The sequence below is a fragment of the Legionella sp. 27cVA30 genome (genome assembly GCF_024160945.1).
Classification (GTDB): Bacteria; Pseudomonadota; Gammaproteobacteria; order Legionellales; family Legionellaceae; genus Legionella_A; species Legionella_A septentrionalis.
In genome coordinates, this window is the sequence record NZ_JAMYXK010000002.1 from 1,217,971 (window position 1) to 1,237,053 (window position 19,083).

A 19,083-nucleotide genomic window follows, 5' to 3' on the forward strand; every position below is an offset into this window, starting at 1 on the left:
GTTTGTAGAATTTTCGTTATTTTACATTTAGGACATTGATAATTCGTAAGAATTTTTATAAGAATACTGAATAAGTCAAGGTTAAAGGAGGCCTGAGTTCTCGCTCAGGCCATTTGCTGCTATTCCCAAACCAGGAAAGTGGCCAACCTGATGTGGATGTTTATACTTTATCAATGGAAGCGACCTTTATCCAGTCGTTTGCGAACTTTTCGCAAGTTATATGTTCTTATAAGGCCTGTGGAAGTATTTTCTTCATTACTCCCGTCTAACCCATTTTGGGTGTTGGCTGGATGGGTTTTGTAATGGTGTCGATAGGAGAGGTGGCATTTGTCGTGTTTGTGGTGTAAGCCGTCGCCGTAGCGATTGTTCATTTTTTCCCGCATATGAGCTGCGTTGCGCTGTTGTTTTTCAGACATAACGTTTTTCCTCTTGCTAGGTTGGACGTTCAGTTTGGTACTGCAATCCGTTAATTTTATCCTGGATTTGCCAGCAAGCCTGAAACCGAGCGTTTATGCTCTATTTAAATTATAGATGAAATAATCCCCTTGTTGGCGTTGCTTATCCATATTGTTTACTTTATAATCCGCGCCAAAGATAGGTGGGAATCGTGAAAAATCAGCTGGGTTTACGCGGGGCAAAGCGGTTAATTGCATGGCAACTCGGGATAACCTTAATAATTGCTGGATTCTGCTTATTGTTTTTCGGCAAAAACAGTGCTTTTTCCGCCTTGTTAGGCGGTTTGGTAAGTGCTTTGCCAAATATTTATTTTGCCAGGAAATTATTTAAATATCACGGCGCAAGAGCGGCAAAACAAATCGTCAACAGCTTTTATAAGGCTGAGGCATTGAAAATTGTTTTGTCTGTTATATTATTTGCGCTGGTTTTTATTTTTGTAAATGTTGTTCCCATTATATTTTTTGCCACATACATTGTGGCGCAAATGGTATTTTGGTTTGCTCCCTTGATTATAGATAATAAACTGAATAGGCCAGAAAGTGACTGAAATGGTATCAAACACCGACTATATCAAACACCACCTGACATACCTGACTTATAACGTAAAGACCATGAGTCTGGGGTCAAATGGGGGATTCTGGACGCTGAATTTGGACACCTTGTTCTTTTCGGTAGTGCTTGGGGCAATCGCCTTATTACTCATGTACTTAGGTGCGCGCCGTGTCAGTACGGGTGTTCCAGGTAAATTGCAGAATTTCGCAGAAATTATGCTGACATTTGCCGATAATCAGGTAAAAGATTGTTTTCATGGCCGCAATAAAGTCATCGGTCCTTTGGCATTGACCATATTCATCTGGGTGTTTTTGATGAATTTTATGGATATCGTGCCTGTAGACGTACTGCCCATGTTGGCGGGAATGTTTGGTTTCCATTATTTGAAGGTCGTACCCACAAATGATTTAAACCTAACCTTTGCCTTGTCGTTATCGGTATTCATTCTTATCATTTACTACAGTTTGAAGGTCAAAGGTCCGAAAGGGTTTATCAAAGAATTGACCTTGCAACCTTTTAACAATCCAATTTTTATCCCGTTTAATCTTTTGCTTGAATTGGTAGGCTTGATTGCAAAACCAATTTCATTAGCACTTCGTTTATTCGGAAACTTGTATGCGGGTGAATTAATTTTCATCCTGATAGCTCTACTGACATTGAACGCAGCTACATCCTCGGCGCTAAGCAACGCTACCTTGGGTGTTGCCCAGTTCTTGTTGGCTCTTGCCTGGTCGATTTTCCATATTTTGGTTATTACCCTGCAAGCATTTATCTTTATGGTGCTGACCATCGTATATCTAAGTTTGGCCCATGAAGATCATTAATCGGTTTTAGTGACTATTTTTTATTTCATCATTATCCATTAAGGGGAATTCTATGCAAGCTGCAAATTTAATAGCACAAGTTCAAGGCATGACTGTTATTGCGGTCGCGTTATTGATTGGTCTGGGTGCGCTCGGTACTGCTATTGGCTTTGGATTGTTGGGCGGAAAATTTTTGGAAGGTTCAGCCCGTCAACCTGAAATGGTTCCTATGTTACAGGTAAAAATGTTTATCGTTGCTGGTTTGCTTGATGCGGTAACCATGATTGGTGTAGGTATTGCATTGTTCTTTACTTTCGCAAATCCCTTCCTCAGCAACTTGGGTTCTTGATAACAGGTGCTAAGGGTTAAACGCCCGGATGTTACAGGAGAAAAGCCTTGGATATTAACTTGACGTTGGTCGTACAAATGCTGGTTTTCGCAGCGTTTGTATGGTTCACCATGAAATTTGTTTGGCCGCCTCTGGTTAGAGCATTGGAAGAAAGGCAAGACAAAATTGCTGATGGTTTGGCCTCAGCTGAGCGCGGTCGGCGTGAGCTTGAGCTGGCACAGCATCGTATAAAAGATGAAATGAAGCAAGCCAAAGCGCAGGCAGTTGACATTGTAGAAAAAGCCAATCGCCGTGCTGCTCAAATCGTTGAAGAAGCTAAAAACGAAGCTCGTCTTGAAGCTCAGAAGATTGCCAAAATTGCGCAAGAACAAATTGCGCAAGAAGTAAACCAGGCCAAAGAAACTTTGCGCAAGCAAGTTGCTGCCTTGGCAGTGGTTGGTGCTGAAAAAATCTTGATGCGCGAAATTGACGAAAAAGCAAACAGCGCATTGCTGGATAATTTGATCGAAGAGATTTGATATGTCCGAAACAATTGCCCGACCTTATGCCAAAGCCATCTTTGAACATGCTCTTGCTGCCAAGCAGTTGGTATTATGGTCGACAGTACTTAAAGAGTTGGCATTAGCGGTACAAGAACCGGATGCCAAGAAATTTGTTAGTAATCCAACGACTTCGGCAGAGCTGAAAACTAAGCTGCTGCTATCTATTTTTGCTCAGGCTGATTATCAAGGTGAGATGAACTTTGTACAAAGCTTCATTGCCTTGCTGGCTGAAAATAAACGCTTAATGGTGCTGCCTGATATCAGTGCATTGTATGAAGCATTGCGTGCCGAGCAGGAAAAAACGTTGGTGGTGCAAGTTCTTAGTTTTTCAGAGCTGACCCCTGTGCAACAGGAGCGCTTAGTCAAATCATTAAGCCAGCGTTTGCATAGGCAAATTGCCCTGGATATAAAGATTGATAAATCTTTGCTTGGGGGGGCTATTGTACGCGCCGGAGACCTGGTGATAGATGGCTCAGTGCGAGGCAAGCTGAATAAACTCGGCACCAATTTGGCTGCATAATTGAGAGGATAAAAGTCCATGTCAGAACAAAGAGCGTTAAATCCATCTGAAATTAGCGAATTAATCAGAAATAAAATTGAACAGTTTAAAGTGGTATCGGAAGCCCGTAATGAAGGTACTGTCGTCAGTGTACAAGACGGTATTGTGCGCGTACACGGCTTGGCTGAAGTCATGCAAGGGGAAATGATTGAATTTCCTGGCAATGTGTATGGTTTGGCTTTAAACCTTGAACGTGATTCGGTTGGGGTGGTAGTTTTGGGTGATGCCAGCACCTTGTCTGAAGGTCAAAAAGCCAAGTGCACCGGCCGTATTTTGGAAGTGCCTGTGGGCCGTGGCTTGCTAGGTCGTGTAGTTGACGCTTTGGGTAACCCTCTTGATGGGAAAGGCCCGATTCAAGCTGACAAAACATCTCCAATCGAAAAAGTAGCGCCTGGCGTAATTGCACGTAAATCCGTAGATCAACCTGTACAAACTGGCTTAAAAGCCATCGATGCCATGACTCCGGTAGGCCGCGGTCAGCGTGAATTAATCATTGGTGACCGACAAACTGGAAAAACAGCCATTGCCATTGATGCAATCATTAATCAAAAAGGCACTGGCATTAAATGTATTTACGTGGCAATTGGGCAAAAAGCGTCTTCCGTTGCAGCGATTGTACGCAAGCTTGAAGAGCAGGGTGCAATGGAACATACCATCGTGGTAGTCGCCGGTGCTGCAGATTCCGCTGCGCTGCAATTCATAGCTCCCTATGCGGGCTGCACCATGGGTGAATACTTCATGGAGCGCGGTGAAGATGCTTTAATCGTATATGACGATTTAACCAAGCAAGCTTGGGCATACCGGCAAATTTCTTTGCTGTTGCGTCGTCCGCCGGGCCGTGAAGCGTATCCGGGAGATGTATTCTACCTGCACTCTCGTTTGCTGGAAAGGGCTGCACGTATCAATGCTCAAGAAGTTGAGCGCTTGACCAATGGTGAAGTTAAAGGAAAGACAGGATCATTGACTGCATTGCCGATCATCGAAACGCAAGCAGGAGACGTTTCTGCATTCGTGCCAACCAACGTAATTTCTATTACCGATGGACAAATTTTCTTGGATGTGGATTTATTCAACGCGGGTATCCGTCCTGCGATTAACTCAGGCTTGTCTGTATCCCGTGTGGGCGGTGCTGCGCAAACTAAAATCATGAAAAAACTAGGTGGTGGTACGCGTTTGGCGTTAGCGCAATTCCGAGAGCTGGAAGCATTTTCGCAGTTTGCTTCCGACTTGGATGAAGCCACCCGTAAGCAGCTTGAGCGTGGGCAACGTATTACTGAATTAATGAAGCAGAAGCAATATGCTCCTTTTTCCGTTGCGCAAATGGCATTGTCTTTATTTGTGGTCGAAAAAGGTTACCTGGATGACGTCCCGGTTGCTGAAGTCAGTGCTTTTGAAGCAGCATTGCAAGGCCACATGGCCGGCTCTTATGCTGCATTGATGCAAAAAATCAATGAAACCGGTGCTTATGACGGTGAGATTGAGTCGCAATTGAAAGACGCGGTGGAAGAATTTAAGCGCACAGGCAGCTGGTAAGCAGCCTGTTTCTACATAGGTGATCATTTGTAAATAGCATCCGTACAAGCATGCGGGTGCTCCAACAAAGGCGAAGCAAGATATGGCTGGAGCGAGAGAGATTCGTTCGAAAATTACGAGTATTAAAAAGACGCAAAAAATTACGCGTGCGATGGAAATGGTTGCCGCCAGTAAGATGCGTAAAACGCAAGAAAGAATGCGTGCTTCAAAACCATACGCTACTAAAATTTATGAAGTAGTTAAACACATAGCCCGCGCTACTTCAGAATATCGTCATCCTTTCATGGATAGCCGTGAAGTGAAGCGTGTAGGCATCATTGTTGTGACAACTGATCGCGGTTTGTGCGGTGGTTTGAATTCAAATTTGTTGCGTGAAACGATTGGATTTATGCGCTCGTTGACTGCAGAAGGGAAGGAAAGCGATCTTTGCGTAATCGGTCGGAAAGGCCAAGCGTTTTTTAAACGCGCAGGTGGTCGGGTTCTTGCTTCCGTTGATCATTTGGGCGACACGCCTGGCATCAAGGATTTAATCGGTATAGTGAAAGTGATGCTGGATGCTTTTTACCGCGGTGAAATTGACGCATTGCACATTGTCTACAACGAATTTGTAAACACCATGTCGCAGAAGCCAACCGTCAAACAATTATTGCCATTGCCGAAGTCGGAAGATGACAGCAAGGCCATGAGCCACCACTGGGATTACATTTACGAGCCGGATGCTAAAGAATTACTGGATGGTTTGTTGGAGCGGTACATCGAGTTACAAGTGTATCAAGCTGTGGTGGAAAATATTGCCAGCGAGCAAGCTGCGAAGATGATTGCAATGAAAAGTGCAACCGATAACGCAGGTGAGTTAATTAAAGAATTTCAGTTGGCTTATAACAAAGCCCGGCAAGCCGCGATTACGCAAGAATTGGCGGAAATTGTCGGTGGTGCAGACGCTTTATAAGAGGGTAAGAGATGAGCTTAGGAACCGTAGTGCAAGTAATTGGCGCCGTTGTAGACGTGGAATTTCCACGCGACGATGTGCCTCGAGTGAATGATGCATTGAAACTGGTAGATGGTGATCTGGTTTTTGAAGTACAGCAACAATTGGGTGATGGCGTAGTACGTACTATTGCTATGGGCTCGACTGAAGGTTTGCCACGCGGCAAGAAAGCTGAAAATACCCGCAAGCCCATCCAAGTTCCAGTAGGTAAGAAAACCCTGGGACGAATTATGGATGTATTGGGCAGGCCCGTAGATGATGCAGGCCCTATTGAAGCGGAAGAAGTTTGGTCGATCCATCGCATGGCGCCCAGCTATGAAGAACAAGCCAGTAGCCAGGAAATTTTAGAAACCGGTATTAAAGTAATCGATTTGCTCTGTCCATTTGCCAAAGGTGGAAAGGTAGGCTTGTTCGGCGGTGCCGGTGTGGGCAAAACCGTAAATATGATGGAATTGATCCGTAATATTGCCATTGAACACAGTGGATACTCGGTATTTGCCGGGGTAGGGGAGCGTACTCGTGAAGGTAACGACTTCTATCACGAAATGAAAGATTCCAACGTATTGGATAAAGTGTCGCTGGTATACGGGCAAATGAATGAGCCACCGGGCAACCGTTTACGCGTTGCTTTGACCGGTTTGACCATGGCGGAAAAATTCCGTGATGAAGGCCGTGATGTCTTATTGTTCATTGACAATATTTATCGTTATACCTTGGCTGGAGTGGAAGTATCCGCACTGTTGGGCCGCATGCCTTCTGCAGTAGGTTATCAGCCTACATTGGCTGAAGAAATGGGTATGCTGCAAGAGCGTATTACCTCTACAAAAACAGGTTCGATCACCTCGATCCAGGCTGTATACGTGCCTGCAGACGATTTGACTGACCCATCGCCAGCGACAACATTCGCGCATTTGGATGCTACCGTTGTATTATCGCGACAAATTGCCGAGCTTGGTATTTATCCGGCAGTGGATCCGCTTGATTCTACTTCACGGCAGTTGGATCCTTTGATCGTAGGGCAAGAGCATTATGATACGGCGCGCCGTGTGCAGCAAACCCTGCAACGCTACAAAGAATTGAAGGACATCATCGCCATTTTGGGTATGGATGAATTGTCTGAAGATGACAAGCGTGTGGTTTCCCGCGCGCGTAAGATTCAGCGTTTCTTATCGCAACCTTTCTTCGTCGCCGAGGTATTTACGGGTTCTCCTGGAAAATACGTTTCCTTGAAAGATACCATTAAAGGCTTCCAGGGCATTCTTGCAGGTGAATATGATGACTTGCCTGAGCAAGCCTTCTATATGGTTGGAAATATTGACGAAGCAGTTGCCAAAGCTAAAACATTATGAGGCAGTCTGACATGGCTATAACAACGCACTTGGATATCGTCAGTGCCGAACGGGAAATATTTTCCGGCATCGTTGAGATGGTGGTAGCTACTGGCGAAATAGGCGAGCTTGGAATTGTTCCAGGCCACGCCCCTTTGCTTACCCTGTTAAAACCGGGTGAGGTTCGTGTGACATTGCCAGGCGGGGAGCAGGAAGTATATTACATTTCCGGCGGCATGCTGGAAGTACAACCGTATTATGTTACGGTGCTTGCAGATGCAGTCGAGCGCGCTGACAGTCTGGATGAAGCAGCTGCCTTGGCGGCTAAGGCACGTGCTGAAGAAGCCATCGCTAATAAAGATGCAGACATCGATTACTCCGTTGCTGCTGCTGAATTGGCTCGCGCTGTGGCCCAAATCCGGGCAATCCAAAAAGTTAGAAAGAAAATGAAATGATTTCAATCCATTCTCTGCGGAGAATGGATTGCTTTTGCTTGTTTCGCCTATCCAATATCTCCCACTGCTACTAATTAACGGCAAACGCTGTGACCATTATGAATGGCAGCATAGCCATGAAAAAAGTTACTGAGGATGCAATTGCCGTGACTGGTGTTTATTCAACAGCTTTCTCTAGTTAAACATCTATCGTTGCGTATGCAGGGAATAAACAATGCGACTCATTCCTGAGAGCACTTATACATCCAGCTGCCATTTTCCTAATAAAAATAAAACGTTCCCCGCTCCTTTTGCACCTGGGATGTAGGTGGCAGCCAGCGAAGCCCGCCGGTATGTTAAAGAAGCCATGGGTAAGGCACCCGGGAAGGGAATATTGTGAAATATATCTGAGCGGGCCGTAATGAATGCCGTTACTCCAGCCCCAAGGCGGATATTTTCAGTGAGACGGGCCATTTTAAAATATGCATAACCTGCGATGGGCTCAATGTTTTTATGCGAATCAAGAAATGCAAAAGCATAGAGGCCATGTAAGTTGCCTTTTTCATCATAAAGGCTTTTACCCATGCCGCCCCCCCAGGCAGTTTCATTATATTGCGCTATTTTTTCTTTTGCATAGGTATGGCGGTTATGCCAGGCATACCCGGTAAAATATAAATCCCTATCGCCTTCGTTCCAGATTTGCTGCAGACGGTGGCAAATTGTCTGTAGCCAGGACGGCCCGTGGCTATAAGTTTCAGTGACTTCTGCCCATGAGTTTTGTACAACCAGCAGTAATAAACAAATTCGAAAATAATTCATGGATTGAGTTAGTCATCCCTATGAAATAGGGATGCAATATTGGCTGTTAAGTGATATGGTTTATGAATATAACACAGATTTTGCTTAACATTTAAATGTAAAGGACGAGCGTATTAACATGGACTTGTTTCGTAAAAAAGGTATTCATGAATCCATTGAAAATGGCGATCGCCTGCAGCAGTGTCTATCGGCTTTCGACTTAACTTTTTTGGGTATAGGCGCCATTATTGGTGCTGGTATCTTCGTGCTCACCGGCATTGTGGCGGCAACGCAAGCTGGCCCGGCTATAGTTTTTTCCTATGTGATGGCAGGGCTTGCCTGCGCATTTTCTGCACTTTCCTATGCTGAATTGGCAGCAGCAATTGGCGGCTGTGGCAGCGCTTATGGCTATGCCTATGCAGGTTTTGGTGAATTGGTAGCATGGATAGTAGGATGGGATTTGCTGTTGGAATATTCCATTGCTGTTTCTGCAGTTTCTGTGGGATGGAGTAGTTATTTTAATGATCTTTTATTGGCATTGAACATTCATATTCCTACTTATTTGTTGCATGCCCCTGCCAATGGTGGCATAGGCAACATTCTTGCTCTGGGAATCATCTTTATTTTGTGTCTTTTATTGATCATGGGAGCTAAATCAAGTTCCCGCATTAATAATGCGATGGTGCTGGTTAAATTATTGGTGATTGCTATTTTTATCATAATGGCAGTGCATGAAGTAAAACCGGAAAACTGGCAGCCATTTTTCCCGTTTGGCTGGAGTGGCGTAATGCAAGGTGCTTCTCTCATTTTTTTCGCTTATGTGGGGTTTGATGCAGTATCCACTGCAGCCGAGGAAGCCATCCACCCGCAACGCGATCTTCCCATCGGCATTTTGGGATCATTGGTGATTTGTACCCTCATTTACATTCTGGTTTCCGCTTTGCTAACGGGCATGGTGCATTACAGTACGCTAAACGTTGCTTCCCCAATAAGCCATGCGCTGTTAACGCTGGGTTATAAGGCAGCTGCAGGTTTGGTGGGCGTTGGGGCTATAGCAGGATTGACCACGGTGATGCTGGTGCTTTTTTACGGATTAAGCCGCGTATTTTATGCCATGGCACGCGATGGCTTATTACCTCGTTTTTTTGCAGTCATTAATAAAACAACGCACACACCGGTGCGTATTATCATTGTATGCGGTTTATTAATGGCATCGGTTTCCGCATTAGTACCCATCGATGATTTGGCAGAACTGGTTAATATAGGAACGTTATTTGCCTTTATGATCGTTTGCAGTGGTGTGTTGATCTTACGCTACACGCACCCTGAGCTTCCGCGTCCTTTCAAAACGCCCTTCATGCCTTATGTACCTATATTGGGAGTGTTAAGCTGCATGTATCTTATTATCAATTTACCTTTAGTGACCATGTTGCGTTTTATAATTTGGATGCTGGTCGGCATTGTGGTTTATTTTTCCTTTAGCCGTTTAAATAGTGAATTGGAATACAAAGGCAAGGAAAACCCTTCCAATTAATGTACCAAAAGAATAATTCCTGCAGCAATTATACCTGAGGCAGGCAGCGTGAGTAACCAGGACAGGTAAATAATTCTAAGCATCCGCCAGTTAGTGCCTTTCAAGCCGCTTATCAATCCCACGCCAGCAATGGCGCCGGTTACGGTTTGCGTTGTTGAAACTGGGACGCCATATTCTGTTGAGGCAAAAATAACTGCGGCGGCTCCAGTTTCCGCCATACAACCGCTTAAGGTGTTTAGTTGCGTGATTTTACTGCCCATTGTGTGCACAATACGCCAGCCACCAACCAAGGTTCCCAAGCTGATTACGGCATGACAGGAAATGACTACCCATAAAGGAATATAAAACTCACCATCAAGCCAGGATGCGGAAAAAAGCAAAATGGCAATAATACCCATCGTTTTTTGCGCATCATTACCGCCGTGCGTCAGGCTTAATAAAGCAGAAGAAGCCAATTGCAAGGCTTTATACATTTTTTTGAACCGCTCGCTGTCTTTAGGTTGCAACAGTTTTATAAACACATAGGCAAGCAGCAAGCTTGCTGCTAATCCCATTACCGGAGAAATAAAAATACCGATGGCAACTTTAGTAAATCCACTCCATTTTAAGGTGGTTAACCCACCTCGTGCGACAGCAGCTCCTGCCAAACCTCCGATTAAAGCATGGGAAGAGCTGGAAGGCAGCCCCAAATACCAGGTTAAAAGATTCCAGGAAATGGCGCCGAAAAGAGCGGCAAGAATCAGTTTCGGGTCGATGATACTCGTGGCAATCAGATCGTGGCCAATGGTCTTGGCAACCATCAGATTAAAAAACAAAAAAGCAATGAAATTAAAAAAAGCCGCCCATAATACGGCTTGCCTTGGGGTCAACACCCCGGTGCTCACGATGGTGGCAATCGAGTTTGCGGCATCATGAAAGCCGTTTATAAAATCAAAAAGATAGGCTATCAAAATAACGCATAGAATAAAGAACATGCCTTGTTCCATGTTGTTTCCTAGGTGTTTATTCCAGGCAACCGCCTCCCATTAATGCCATGGGAGGGAGGCAACTTGCGAAGAGAAAAGAATATATTTATATATAATAACTGCTCTTTGTCATTAATTTGGATACTTTGCCCATCACATATTTAACAACTCCGGGCAGTTCGGCAGCACCGGCAGTCATTGCCGTTTGCCTATGTAATTCTTCATCTTCCCGCATTTGCGTTAAAATTGCCCTGGTTTTTTCATCCTGAGCAGGAATATTACTTAAATGATTTTGCAAGTGTGCTGTGACTTGACGTTCGGTTTCAGCGACAAAACCAAGACTCCAGTGATCGCCTGCAAGTCCTGCCAGTGCCCCGATAAGAAAAGAACCGCCGTACCATAACGGATTCAACCAACTGGGCCGCTCACTCAATTCAGCTAATCGTTGCTCACACCAAGCCAAATGGTCTTCTTCTTCCTTAGCCGCCTGGGCCATTTGCGTTTTTACATGATCTAATTTTGCAGTAAGGGCTTGGCCTTGGTAGAGTGCTTGCGCGCATACTTCCCCGGCATGATTGACCCGCATTAAGCCTGCAACGTGTTGTTTTTCAGCACGAGTCAAAAGCGGCTCCTCAATATGCTCGCCCGGGGTAGCGCGATCACAGGGACGGTTTTGTGGTATGAATAATGTCCGTAAAGTGGTGTCTAACTCACTTAATATTTTATCAAATAAGTTTAATTGGCGCATGGGATCACTCGATGATATGGGATTTTTCTGACTATTATGCAGAGAATAGCAACATTTGGGTTTATAAATAATATGCGATCTCTGCTCGCCTGTCACTTTAAGTCTATACGGGGCTAAAATCCAAGGGCTAGCAAGGTTGTCGCTATTATAAAATTGTTGTGCCTGTTGCTTATCCATCGGCCCATTCATGGGCAAGGGAGAGGCAAAAAATCCCCGTTTTGCAGTAAAAAACCAGTGGAGCCGGGGCTTGCGGTATGATTTAGAGCGAATGCCTTGTCGAACTTAATTTCATTGGGCTCCTGTTGTAAAAAAAGGGTTTATTGTTGAGGGTATGGCCAGGATATTTTCTATGAGTGTGTGGAATAAAGGGAGTTGTATCCAATTGTGGGCAGGTTACAGCATTTCCTAATGCCTGCAAAAGAGCAGCGAAATACAGGCTATCTTGAACTGTGATAGTTTCTGCACCACAGTGATGTGGATGGCCGAAACAATGCTAAAGGCTGGTGTTAATGTTGCAGGAAAGGCGTCCAGTTATGCAAAAAATTCAGCAAAATTTATTGATCGTGGACCAATAGTTGTTTTTCGGGCTGTGGGGGTTTAGCTTGCAATGAGAACAATGGAGCAAGGTTTGTATCATTCGGGTTTTGATAATTTGCCTCGCTGATTGGAGTAAATACGTCTACTATGGAAAATTCAGCCAATGCAGGTGTTAAGTTAGCTTCAGGATGTGGTTGCGTAAGAAAATTACAAGGAATGGATGGCGCAGCCTGTACTCGCTGGAAAAATTATTCTCGTGATTAACCCTCATTCACTGCTTGAGAAAGATGATGTGGAAAAATAATAAGAAGCATTATTTTTCATAAGATTACATTAAAAATGAATAATTGTATTCATTGCACCATGATAGCGATGAATTGATTAAATGGACGATCTAAATACAGTCGGAGGGTAATTCGTAAAGCAATAGAGCAGAGTAGCATAGGTTCTATTGCAAGAAAAAATGGACACTGCGAGAATGATTAGCTGGATATGATTTCTAGCGTTGGCAAACAGGAGTTTTGGCTCTGGGACAATATCTTTTACCGCCGGCAGCGCAGCTGGTTATAGCATTTGTACTGTTACTGGTTATTGCAGCAATAACCATGGCGGCGTGCTCACGCCAAAAATGGCGTTTTACCATTGCATTGGTGGGGATTGGTTTACTTATTGGCCATTTGGAGCGGCAGGGTATTGGTTGGCTTCGTTTTTTTAATATTTATCAATTGCGTCCTGATTTCATTTTTTATCTATGTTTGCCGACCTTACTTTTTGAATCCGCTTACCACATCGACATTCGCCAGCTTAAACGCAATCTCGCGCAAATTCTGGTGCTTGCCATCCCCGGGGTATTGATTTCAACGCTGCTCATGGGATTTATTGTGCATCAATTTACCTCATTGAACTGGTTGTTAGCCTTACTATTAGGCGCTATTTTAAGCGCTATTGAACCCATTGCAGTGCTTTCTCTTTTCCAAAGTTTAGGCGCACCTAAAAAATTAAGGATATTGGTCGAGGGGGAAAGTTTGTTCAGTGACGCCACAGCGGTTATTCTTGCCAAAACATTTGGAATTATGCTCGCCATAGGCATGCTTGATGCACCGGGCATTGCAGAGGGTGGGATGCAGTTTTTGCTTAAATTTTTAGGCGGGCTGCTCTTTGGTTGGCTTTTTGCCCATTTAATGGGAAGTATATTAAGCTTGCTGAAATCGCAGCCACAAATTGAGATTTCCTTAACGACTGTTTTAGCTTATTCATCTTTTATTATCGCTGAACAAGTTTTAATGGTGAGCGGGGCATTAGCTGTGGTCGCGGCGGGATTAACCATGGGAAATTGGGGGCAAACCAAAATATCTCCCGACGTAACAAATTATCTGGAGAAATTTTGGGGATTTGCAGCTTATGCGGTAAATGCTCTTCTTTTCTTATTAGTCGGTTTGAATATCAATATCTCTCACACTTGGCACGTGCTGGCAGAATGGCTAGTGGTGGTTGTTGCCATGTTAATTTCGCGCGCTGTCGTTGTGTTTGGATTAATTCCTGTTTCTCGCCTTTTGCCCTTATCCACCAAAGTAAACTGGCGTTACCAAACGGTAATTTTTTGGGGAGGATTGCGTGGGGGAGTCTCTTTAGCCACGGTGTTTGGATTGCAGCATTTTCATGGACAAACTCTGCTCATTGATTTGGTGGCAGGGGCGGTTCTATTCACCTTATTTGCACAGGGTCTCACGATTGAGCGGGTTATTGCCTGGTTAGGGCTTAATAAAATACCCGTGATCGACCAGTTAATGAAACTGGATGGGTTAATTGTTATTAAAAAACAGGCACTTCAGCGATTAAAACAATTAAAGCAAGCCGGTCTGGTTTCTTTGCATACGGCTAATGAATTAAAAAATAAGCATGCCTATGAACTAAAGGAGGCAGAAGAATCTCTGGCACGCCTTAAAGATCATGCGTTTAATCCTAAAAGGCAAGAGCAATTTCTGTTAAATCACATGCTCGGGCGCGAATTAAAAGCCTTGTTTCTCTGGTTTACACAAGGCCTCATTTCAGAAACCGTTTACCGAAACTTAAGAGATACGATCCACACGCAATTAGATGCTGTACGCCATGGCGGTGGGTGGTTGGCAGTTAGCAAAATTCTTAAAGTTCCTTCGCGATTGGATAATTTTTTAATTCGTTTTATCGAGCCTTTACCTGGCATGCATTGGCTAAGGGGACGTTTGCAAGCTACACGCATTGCACGCCAATATGAGGAGATATGGGCTTTGCATGAGGGAACTAAAATTTTGCAAAATGCACTTGAAGAACTGCAGCTGCATATTAAGTTTGACGAAAAAATAACGTCTTATCTTACGGTGCAAATTACCCATTGGGAATATGTCACCCAGCAACAATTAGAGCAAATGCTGCATGATTTTCCAACGGTCATCCAATCCTTGCAAGAGCGTTTACACGAACACATGATTTTAACTGCAGAAATTGAATTGTTAAAAGAAGAAGTGAGGGCGGGAAAGTTGCCTGCCACCATTGCCGCTGGAATTATCCAAGAATGCGAGCAACAAATGCATGTTCTTAAACATAAGCCCATGGAACGCGTGCAATTGGATGCTTATGATTTTCTGCGCAATTTTTATTTGTTTGAGACTTTAAAAGACAAAGAATTTTCCCTGCTTTATCAAAAATTTCGTTCTTACACGGTACCGATTGGCCATGAAGTGATAAAAGAAGGAGATACGGGACGTTCTCTCTTTTTTATTGCCCGTGGAATAATCCACGTCGTACGTAAAAAAGATCAAGAAACCGAGCTGCTGGCCACCTTAAGCGAAGGAGATTTTATTGGGGAGATTAGTCTAATAGAGGATAAACCCCGCAATGCCACTTGCCGCGCCGCGTCCCCATGTGTGCTCTATGAACTGCGTTTTAAAGATTTTGCCGAATTTAAGAAGGACCACCCGGAAATCATTGCAAAGATTAAACAAGTCGCAGCAAAGCGAGGGCTATAACCGGGCTGAATGTGCAAAACTTCAGTAAAGAATATGTGAGATATTATCCATAATAGCCAACCACGCAGTCACTTGCTCATCGCTTTCAGAGTCGTGTCTTGGATCGGAGCAATTAAGGGTGGTTTATTACCCGAATGGCTCCAACCCAGGGTCAGCATTTTAGCCTTATTATTTTGGATATCGGGGAGAATTTTTATGATTTTCCCAAGTATTATTCATTCTTTTAGGTAGTGCAAACAACCCTCAATGGTTGGGCAATACAGCCATTGGACGCAGGCATGGTGGCTTCCTGCAGATTGCTTTGCGCGAGCATGGCTTGCATGTCGGAACCATCGGGTGATGGGAGGGGACGTTTTTGCCGTTTAGCGGGCTTGGCTTCCACTGGATGATTGCTACCACGCCTTCTTGCATGTAAGACATTTATATTTTCCCTGAAGGTTGCTGAAATCGTTTTCCAGAATACACTCCTGGTGCACGTTAAACCTTTGCAGGACATAACCGCGGTTGCATTTATTGGCATGGAGGATTTTATTTGCAAATGCAGGCAGGCGCATTAAACTAATGCTAAGGAAATCAATAAGGGATATGCATGCAAGGTTTGAAGATCAATCATGTAACCGATATGGACAATGGTACCGGTGCTTCAATCTTTTTATTTGAGCAAGGTGCGATCGGTTCTTACCTCATTGTAGGCTCAGCTTGTGCTACACATGAAGTGGCAGTGCTCGAGCCTGAACACAGCGTCCCTTGCGTGCATGGTTTGATGTTGGCAGGTGGCAGCACCTTCGGGTTATTTGCTGTTCAAGGCATGGTGCGCTATTTGCATGAAAAGGAAATTGGTTTTCATGCTCCCAATGCCATTGTCCCGTTAGTTCCAGCCGCGGCTTTATATGATTTAAGTTACAAGCACCCCGTGCCCCCAAGTGTAAATGAGGTATATCAGGCTTGTTTTAAAGCATCTGAGCATAATGAAGACCGCGGTGTACTCGGCGCAGGTACAGGTGCTACGGTGGGTAAATTGATTGCTTCGGCTTCGCCAATGAAAAGCGGCATGGGGCGCGCTGCCATCAAGCTAGATTCAGGTCTTGAAGTTATTGCTTATGCTGCCGTTAATGCAGTAGGCGATGTTCATGATAAAGGCAATATCGTGGCAGGAGCGCGTTTTGCCGATGGCAGCTGGGCCGACACAGAAAAACGTTTGCTTGCCGGTGAGTCCGAACAAAATCTATTTGCAAATGCCAATACCACCTTAATTGCTGTTTTTACCAATGCCAAAGGTGATAAAGCTTCCCTAAAACGCATGGCAAAAATGGCTGCTGCGGGTTTTTCCCAAGCCATCTCGCCGATATTCTCTCCTTACGATGGCGATATAATTTTTTGCTTTTCCCTGGGAAATCTTGAAGTAAGCGAGCTTATGCTGGGCACGATTGCGGCAGAGCAAGTGAGGCTTGCCATTTTGGATGCGGTAAAAAATTCTTTGTAACGGCATTACAAGCATGAAGTGACGGACTCATTTTTAGGCTGGGTGCTTTTTTGCAAAAGATGATGGTTTACCCGTCCATTTTAACCACGATTTCCCGCGCATCCGATAAACCGTGATCATCCACCACGCGCACGATAAACTTCCCAGGTTTCGCGGTCCAGAAAATGGGTTTGTCTGGACGTGTTTTTGCGAAATAGCTGCCATTGATAAACCAGTGTATGGCTGCAATATCGGCATCGGTGACTGCAATCAATGGGATTTTAGTTTTTTCGATGGCATTGACTCTGACGATGTAACTTAATTCAGTTTGCGGGGAGACGATCTGTGGACTCAAGCCCTTGGCGGCAGTCAGTGCACAATCTGGTGCATAAGGCGGCGGGGTGCGTCTTTGTATGCCCGCTTGCTTGAAAATTTTGGCCAAGTCTGTAGGCCAGAATTCATAAATTTCAAAACGGGTATCTGCATCAAAATGGCAAGCGCGCAATCCAGTTTTTTTATCAATGGCTACTTCGCGATAAATCGTATCTGATTTGATCGGTGATTTACCCGGAATAAACCAGGTGAGTTCTGTATCTTGGCAATAACGGGTAGGCAGCAAGCCGGATGCTTTGCAGACTGGGATTTTTTCTAAATTCATAAGTTCCGGATGCTTTGCCAAGGCTGCAAGATTTTTTCCCTGCTCTTGTTCAATAGCGCTGACCAATTCAAAAAATAACGGAGCTGCGATGTCTTTGCCTATGAAAGCCGGATTGCTTTTATTATCGAAATTGCCTATCCACACCGTTAACACATAAGGGCCAAACGCCCCGATAGTCCAGGCATCGCGGTAACCCGATGACGTGCCTGTTTTCCACGACACCGGTAGATGGGACTGCAGCGAAGTAGACGAAGCTGACCGCGGGCGGGAAGTGTTGGTTAAAATATCCAGCACTAAAAAACTTGCTTCTTTGCTCAATAAACGCTTTCCCCAAACTGTATCCACATCTTTCCGCATGCGCAAAGGACGCCACATGCCGTCGTTAACCAACATGGCATAAAGACTGGTCAATTCTTGCATGCTAATTTCCGCCCCCCCTAGACTTAAGGCAAGCCCGTAATAAGATTCGGATTTCAAGTTGCTGACAGCCGCTTCTTCCAAAAGTTGGTATAAAGTTGGATTTTTTAGTTGGTTTGCTAAATAAATAGCGGGAATATTGCGGCTTAATACCAAGGCATCCTTGGCTTTGACAGGACCCATAAAATCATAATCAAAATTCTCAGGGTTATAGCTGCCGAAACTGTGCGGGACATCTTTTAAGACAGTATTGGGATGAATGATCCCTTGTTCAAAAGCTAGCGCATAAATCAAAGGTTTTAGGGTGGAGCCGGGCGAGCGTTTGGCTTCGGTCCCGTTTATTTGTCCCTGGATATCCCGGTTGAAAAAATCAACGGAGCCTATGAGCGCTTTAACGCCCATATCACGGGTATCTACCAGTAAAACCGCGGCATTATGAACGCCTAAGTTTTTTTTGCGTTGTATATAATTGCGGGTCATGCGCAGTAAAATGGTTTGCATACGCGCATCCAGCGTCGTGGTGATTTCTTGCGGCTTTAAGGAAGGATTTTGCAAAATACCATTGACCATATGCGGTGCAATAAATGGCATGTCCTGCAATTTGCGCATTTGCAAAGGTAAATTAATAAAAATTTTTTTATTTGCATCTTCTGGGTGTTCTTTTATCCAGCGTGCGAATAGTTTATTGCGGATCTCCCGAAGCGCTTGATTATGGGGCGTGCGCTTATTGGGATTTTGCGGGATGATACTCAGGGTTAATGCTTCAGGCAAGCTGATTTTCCCTGCTTTTTTATTAAAATAAATCAGGCTTGCAGCACCTACTCCTTCAATGTTATTGCCGTAGGGCGCGAGGTTTAAATAAGCTTCCAGGATTTGATTCTTGCTGTAATGCATTTCAAGTTGTATAGCCCGTATAATTTGCAAGATTTTCCCTGACAAAAACTTGGAATTAATGCCAAAACGGATGCGCGCCAGTTGCATGGTAATAGTGGATGCACCCAAGCGATGCCGTTTGGCAATGTAAGTTTCCCACCCAGCTTTCAAGGTAGCAAAAGGATTGATGCCATAATGCCAGTAAAAAAACTGATCTTCTTGCAATAGAGTCGCTTCAATGAGCTCTGGGGAAATTTTATGCAAAGGAGTGAACAACCGATATTTCTCGTCACGGCTTAATGTTAACCGCAATAAGTGCTGCTGTTCATCATACACCGCAGTCGAGAAATGAGTACTGGCCAATAAGGATGGCACGGGTAAGAAAAATAATATGGTTGCGCCACTGACAAAAAGGAAAACCAGAGTTATGCTAAGTAGCTTTATAAATGCTTTCATGATGACTGAATCATGCGCGCGGCTTTAAACATGGTTTCGGTGGTTAAAACTATCACGGAACGGGCAGTGTTTTACAGCAAATTGGA

The 19,083-nt window shown here is 44.4% G+C and carries 18 protein-coding genes; 12 read left to right on the plus strand and 6 right to left on the minus strand.

The window, feature by feature from the left end:
• Nucleotides 1-170: 170 nt before the first annotated feature.
• Nucleotides 171-416 carry a hypothetical protein gene (locus NKV53_RS11120; protein WP_126953291.1) on the minus strand — a complete coding sequence of 82 codons (246 nt, stop codon included), beginning with the start codon at nucleotides 414-416 and terminating at the stop codon, nucleotides 171-173.
• 191 nt (nucleotides 417-607) lie between these two features.
• On the opposite strand from NKV53_RS11120, the gene NKV53_RS11125 reads away from it, so the two are divergent.
• From NKV53_RS11125 to NKV53_RS11165, 9 genes are all read left to right on the plus strand, one after another.
• A complete protein-coding gene (locus NKV53_RS11125; RefSeq protein WP_126953292.1) occupies nucleotides 608-1,003 on the plus strand; it encodes a F0F1 ATP synthase subunit I in 396 nt (131 codons plus the stop codon).
• 1 nt (nucleotide 1,004) lies between these two features.
• Nucleotides 1,005-1,832, plus strand: coding sequence for a F0F1 ATP synthase subunit A (atpB, locus tag NKV53_RS11130; protein WP_126953293.1), 828 nt, complete (start codon nucleotides 1,005-1,007; stop codon nucleotides 1,830-1,832).
• Between the two features lie 52 nt (nucleotides 1,833-1,884).
• Nucleotides 1,885-2,160, plus strand: a complete 276-nt coding sequence (gene atpE, locus NKV53_RS11135; RefSeq protein WP_028385819.1) for a F0F1 ATP synthase subunit C — start codon at nucleotides 1,885-1,887, stop codon at nucleotides 2,158-2,160.
• A 47-nt stretch (nucleotides 2,161-2,207) separates the two neighbouring features.
• Entirely contained in the window at nucleotides 2,208-2,678 is a 471-nt protein-coding gene (locus NKV53_RS11140) for a F0F1 ATP synthase subunit B (RefSeq protein ID WP_126953294.1), read from the plus strand.
• Between the two features lies 1 nt (nucleotide 2,679).
• Nucleotides 2,680-3,222, plus strand: coding sequence for a F0F1 ATP synthase subunit delta (locus NKV53_RS11145; RefSeq protein WP_126953295.1), 543 nt, complete (start codon nucleotides 2,680-2,682; stop codon nucleotides 3,220-3,222).
• 18 nt (nucleotides 3,223-3,240) lie between these two features.
• A complete protein-coding gene (gene atpA / locus NKV53_RS11150) occupies nucleotides 3,241-4,794 on the plus strand; it encodes a F0F1 ATP synthase subunit alpha (protein ID WP_126953296.1) in 1,554 nt (517 codons plus the stop codon).
• A gap of 82 nt (nucleotides 4,795-4,876) precedes the next feature.
• Entirely contained in the window at nucleotides 4,877-5,743 is an 867-nt protein-coding gene (gene atpG / locus NKV53_RS11155) for a F0F1 ATP synthase subunit gamma (protein WP_126953297.1), read from the plus strand.
• A gap of 11 nt (nucleotides 5,744-5,754) precedes the next feature.
• A complete protein-coding gene (gene atpD / locus NKV53_RS11160) occupies nucleotides 5,755-7,131 on the plus strand; it encodes a F0F1 ATP synthase subunit beta (RefSeq protein WP_126953298.1) in 1,377 nt (458 codons plus the stop codon).
• A gap of 11 nt (nucleotides 7,132-7,142) precedes the next feature.
• Nucleotides 7,143-7,565, plus strand: a complete 423-nt coding sequence (locus NKV53_RS11165) for a F0F1 ATP synthase subunit epsilon (RefSeq protein WP_126953299.1) — start codon at nucleotides 7,143-7,145, stop codon at nucleotides 7,563-7,565.
• 237 nt (nucleotides 7,566-7,802) lie between these two features.
• On the opposite strand, the gene pagP is transcribed toward NKV53_RS11165, so the two are convergent.
• Nucleotides 7,803-8,363: a lipid IV(A) palmitoyltransferase PagP gene (pagP, locus tag NKV53_RS11170; RefSeq protein ID WP_126953300.1), complete on the minus strand. Its 561-nt coding sequence runs from the start codon at nucleotides 8,361-8,363 to the stop codon at nucleotides 7,803-7,805.
• Nucleotides 8,364-8,481: 118 nt separating this feature from the next.
• Between pagP and NKV53_RS11175 the strand changes: the two genes are divergently transcribed.
• On the plus strand, nucleotides 8,482-9,876 hold the full coding sequence (locus NKV53_RS11175) for an amino acid permease (RefSeq protein WP_126953301.1): 1,395 nt from the start codon (nucleotides 8,482-8,484) through the stop codon (nucleotides 9,874-9,876).
• Here NKV53_RS11175 and NKV53_RS11180 read toward each other — a convergent pair.
• Both NKV53_RS11180 and coq7 read right to left on the minus strand, forming a co-directional pair.
• Nucleotides 9,873-10,862, minus strand: coding sequence for an inorganic phosphate transporter (locus NKV53_RS11180; RefSeq protein ID WP_126953302.1), 990 nt, complete (start codon nucleotides 10,860-10,862; stop codon nucleotides 9,873-9,875). The two genes, NKV53_RS11175 and NKV53_RS11180, sit on opposite strands and share 4 nt — an antisense overlap.
• An 85-nt stretch (nucleotides 10,863-10,947) precedes the next feature.
• A complete protein-coding gene (coq7, locus tag NKV53_RS11185) occupies nucleotides 10,948-11,589 on the minus strand; it encodes a 2-polyprenyl-3-methyl-6-methoxy-1,4-benzoquinone monooxygenase (RefSeq protein WP_126953342.1) in 642 nt (213 codons plus the stop codon).
• 1,058 nt (nucleotides 11,590-12,647) lie between these two features.
• Between coq7 and NKV53_RS11190 the strand changes: the two genes are divergently transcribed.
• On the plus strand, nucleotides 12,648-15,131 hold the full coding sequence (locus tag NKV53_RS11190; protein WP_253351148.1) for a cation:proton antiporter: 2,484 nt from the start codon (nucleotides 12,648-12,650) through the stop codon (nucleotides 15,129-15,131).
• Nucleotides 15,132-15,354: 223 nt separating this feature from the next.
• Here NKV53_RS11190 and NKV53_RS11195 read toward each other — a convergent pair whose 3' ends face one another.
• On the minus strand, nucleotides 15,355-15,627 hold the full coding sequence (locus NKV53_RS11195) for a hypothetical protein (protein WP_253351149.1): 273 nt from the start codon (nucleotides 15,625-15,627) through the stop codon (nucleotides 15,355-15,357).
• A 93-nt stretch (nucleotides 15,628-15,720) separates the two neighbouring features.
• Between NKV53_RS11195 and NKV53_RS11200 the strand changes: the two genes are divergently transcribed.
• A complete protein-coding gene (locus NKV53_RS11200; RefSeq protein ID WP_127057107.1) occupies nucleotides 15,721-16,614 on the plus strand; it encodes a P1 family peptidase in 894 nt (297 codons plus the stop codon).
• A gap of 67 nt (nucleotides 16,615-16,681) precedes the next feature.
• On the opposite strand, the gene pbpC is transcribed toward NKV53_RS11200, so the two are convergent.
• A complete protein-coding gene (gene pbpC, locus NKV53_RS11205; RefSeq protein ID WP_126953306.1) occupies nucleotides 16,682-18,997 on the minus strand; it encodes a penicillin-binding protein 1C in 2,316 nt (771 codons plus the stop codon).
• Nucleotides 18,998-19,083 lie beyond the last annotated feature (86 nt).

Excerpts from the sequence above, each read along its gene's own strand:
- NKV53_RS11200 (WP_127057107.1), top strand. The coding sequence starts at position 15,721 with ATGCAAGGTTTGAAGATCAATCATGTAACCGATATGGACAATGGTACC.
- coq7 (WP_126953342.1), bottom strand. The coding sequence starts at position 11,589 with ATGCGCCAATTAAACTTATTTGATAAAATATTAAGTGAGTTAGACACC.
- pagP (WP_126953300.1), bottom strand. The coding sequence starts at position 8,363 with ATGAATTATTTTCGAATTTGTTTATTACTGCTGGTTGTACAAAACTCA.
- NKV53_RS11120 (WP_126953291.1), bottom strand. The coding sequence starts at position 416 with ATGTCTGAAAAACAACAGCGCAACGCAGCTCATATGCGGGAAAAAATG.
- NKV53_RS11165 (WP_126953299.1), top strand. The coding sequence starts at position 7,143 with ATGGCTATAACAACGCACTTGGATATCGTCAGTGCCGAACGGGAAATA.
- atpE (WP_028385819.1), top strand. The coding sequence starts at position 1,885 with ATGCAAGCTGCAAATTTAATAGCACAAGTTCAAGGCATGACTGTTATT.
- atpA (WP_126953296.1), top strand. The coding sequence starts at position 3,241 with ATGTCAGAACAAAGAGCGTTAAATCCATCTGAAATTAGCGAATTAATC.
- NKV53_RS11175 (WP_126953301.1), top strand. The coding sequence starts at position 8,482 with ATGGACTTGTTTCGTAAAAAAGGTATTCATGAATCCATTGAAAATGGC.
- NKV53_RS11180 (WP_126953302.1), bottom strand. The coding sequence starts at position 10,862 with ATGGAACAAGGCATGTTCTTTATTCTATGCGTTATTTTGATAGCCTAT.
- pbpC (WP_126953306.1), bottom strand. The coding sequence starts at position 18,997 with ATGAAAGCATTTATAAAGCTACTTAGCATAACTCTGGTTTTCCTTTTT.
- NKV53_RS11195 (WP_253351149.1), bottom strand. The coding sequence starts at position 15,627 with ATGTCCTGCAAAGGTTTAACGTGCACCAGGAGTGTATTCTGGAAAACG.
- atpG (WP_126953297.1), top strand. The coding sequence starts at position 4,877 with ATGGCTGGAGCGAGAGAGATTCGTTCGAAAATTACGAGTATTAAAAAG.
- atpD (WP_126953298.1), top strand. The coding sequence starts at position 5,755 with ATGAGCTTAGGAACCGTAGTGCAAGTAATTGGCGCCGTTGTAGACGTG.
- atpB (WP_126953293.1), top strand. The coding sequence starts at position 1,005 with ATGGTATCAAACACCGACTATATCAAACACCACCTGACATACCTGACT.
- NKV53_RS11145 (WP_126953295.1), top strand. The coding sequence starts at position 2,680 with ATGTCCGAAACAATTGCCCGACCTTATGCCAAAGCCATCTTTGAACAT.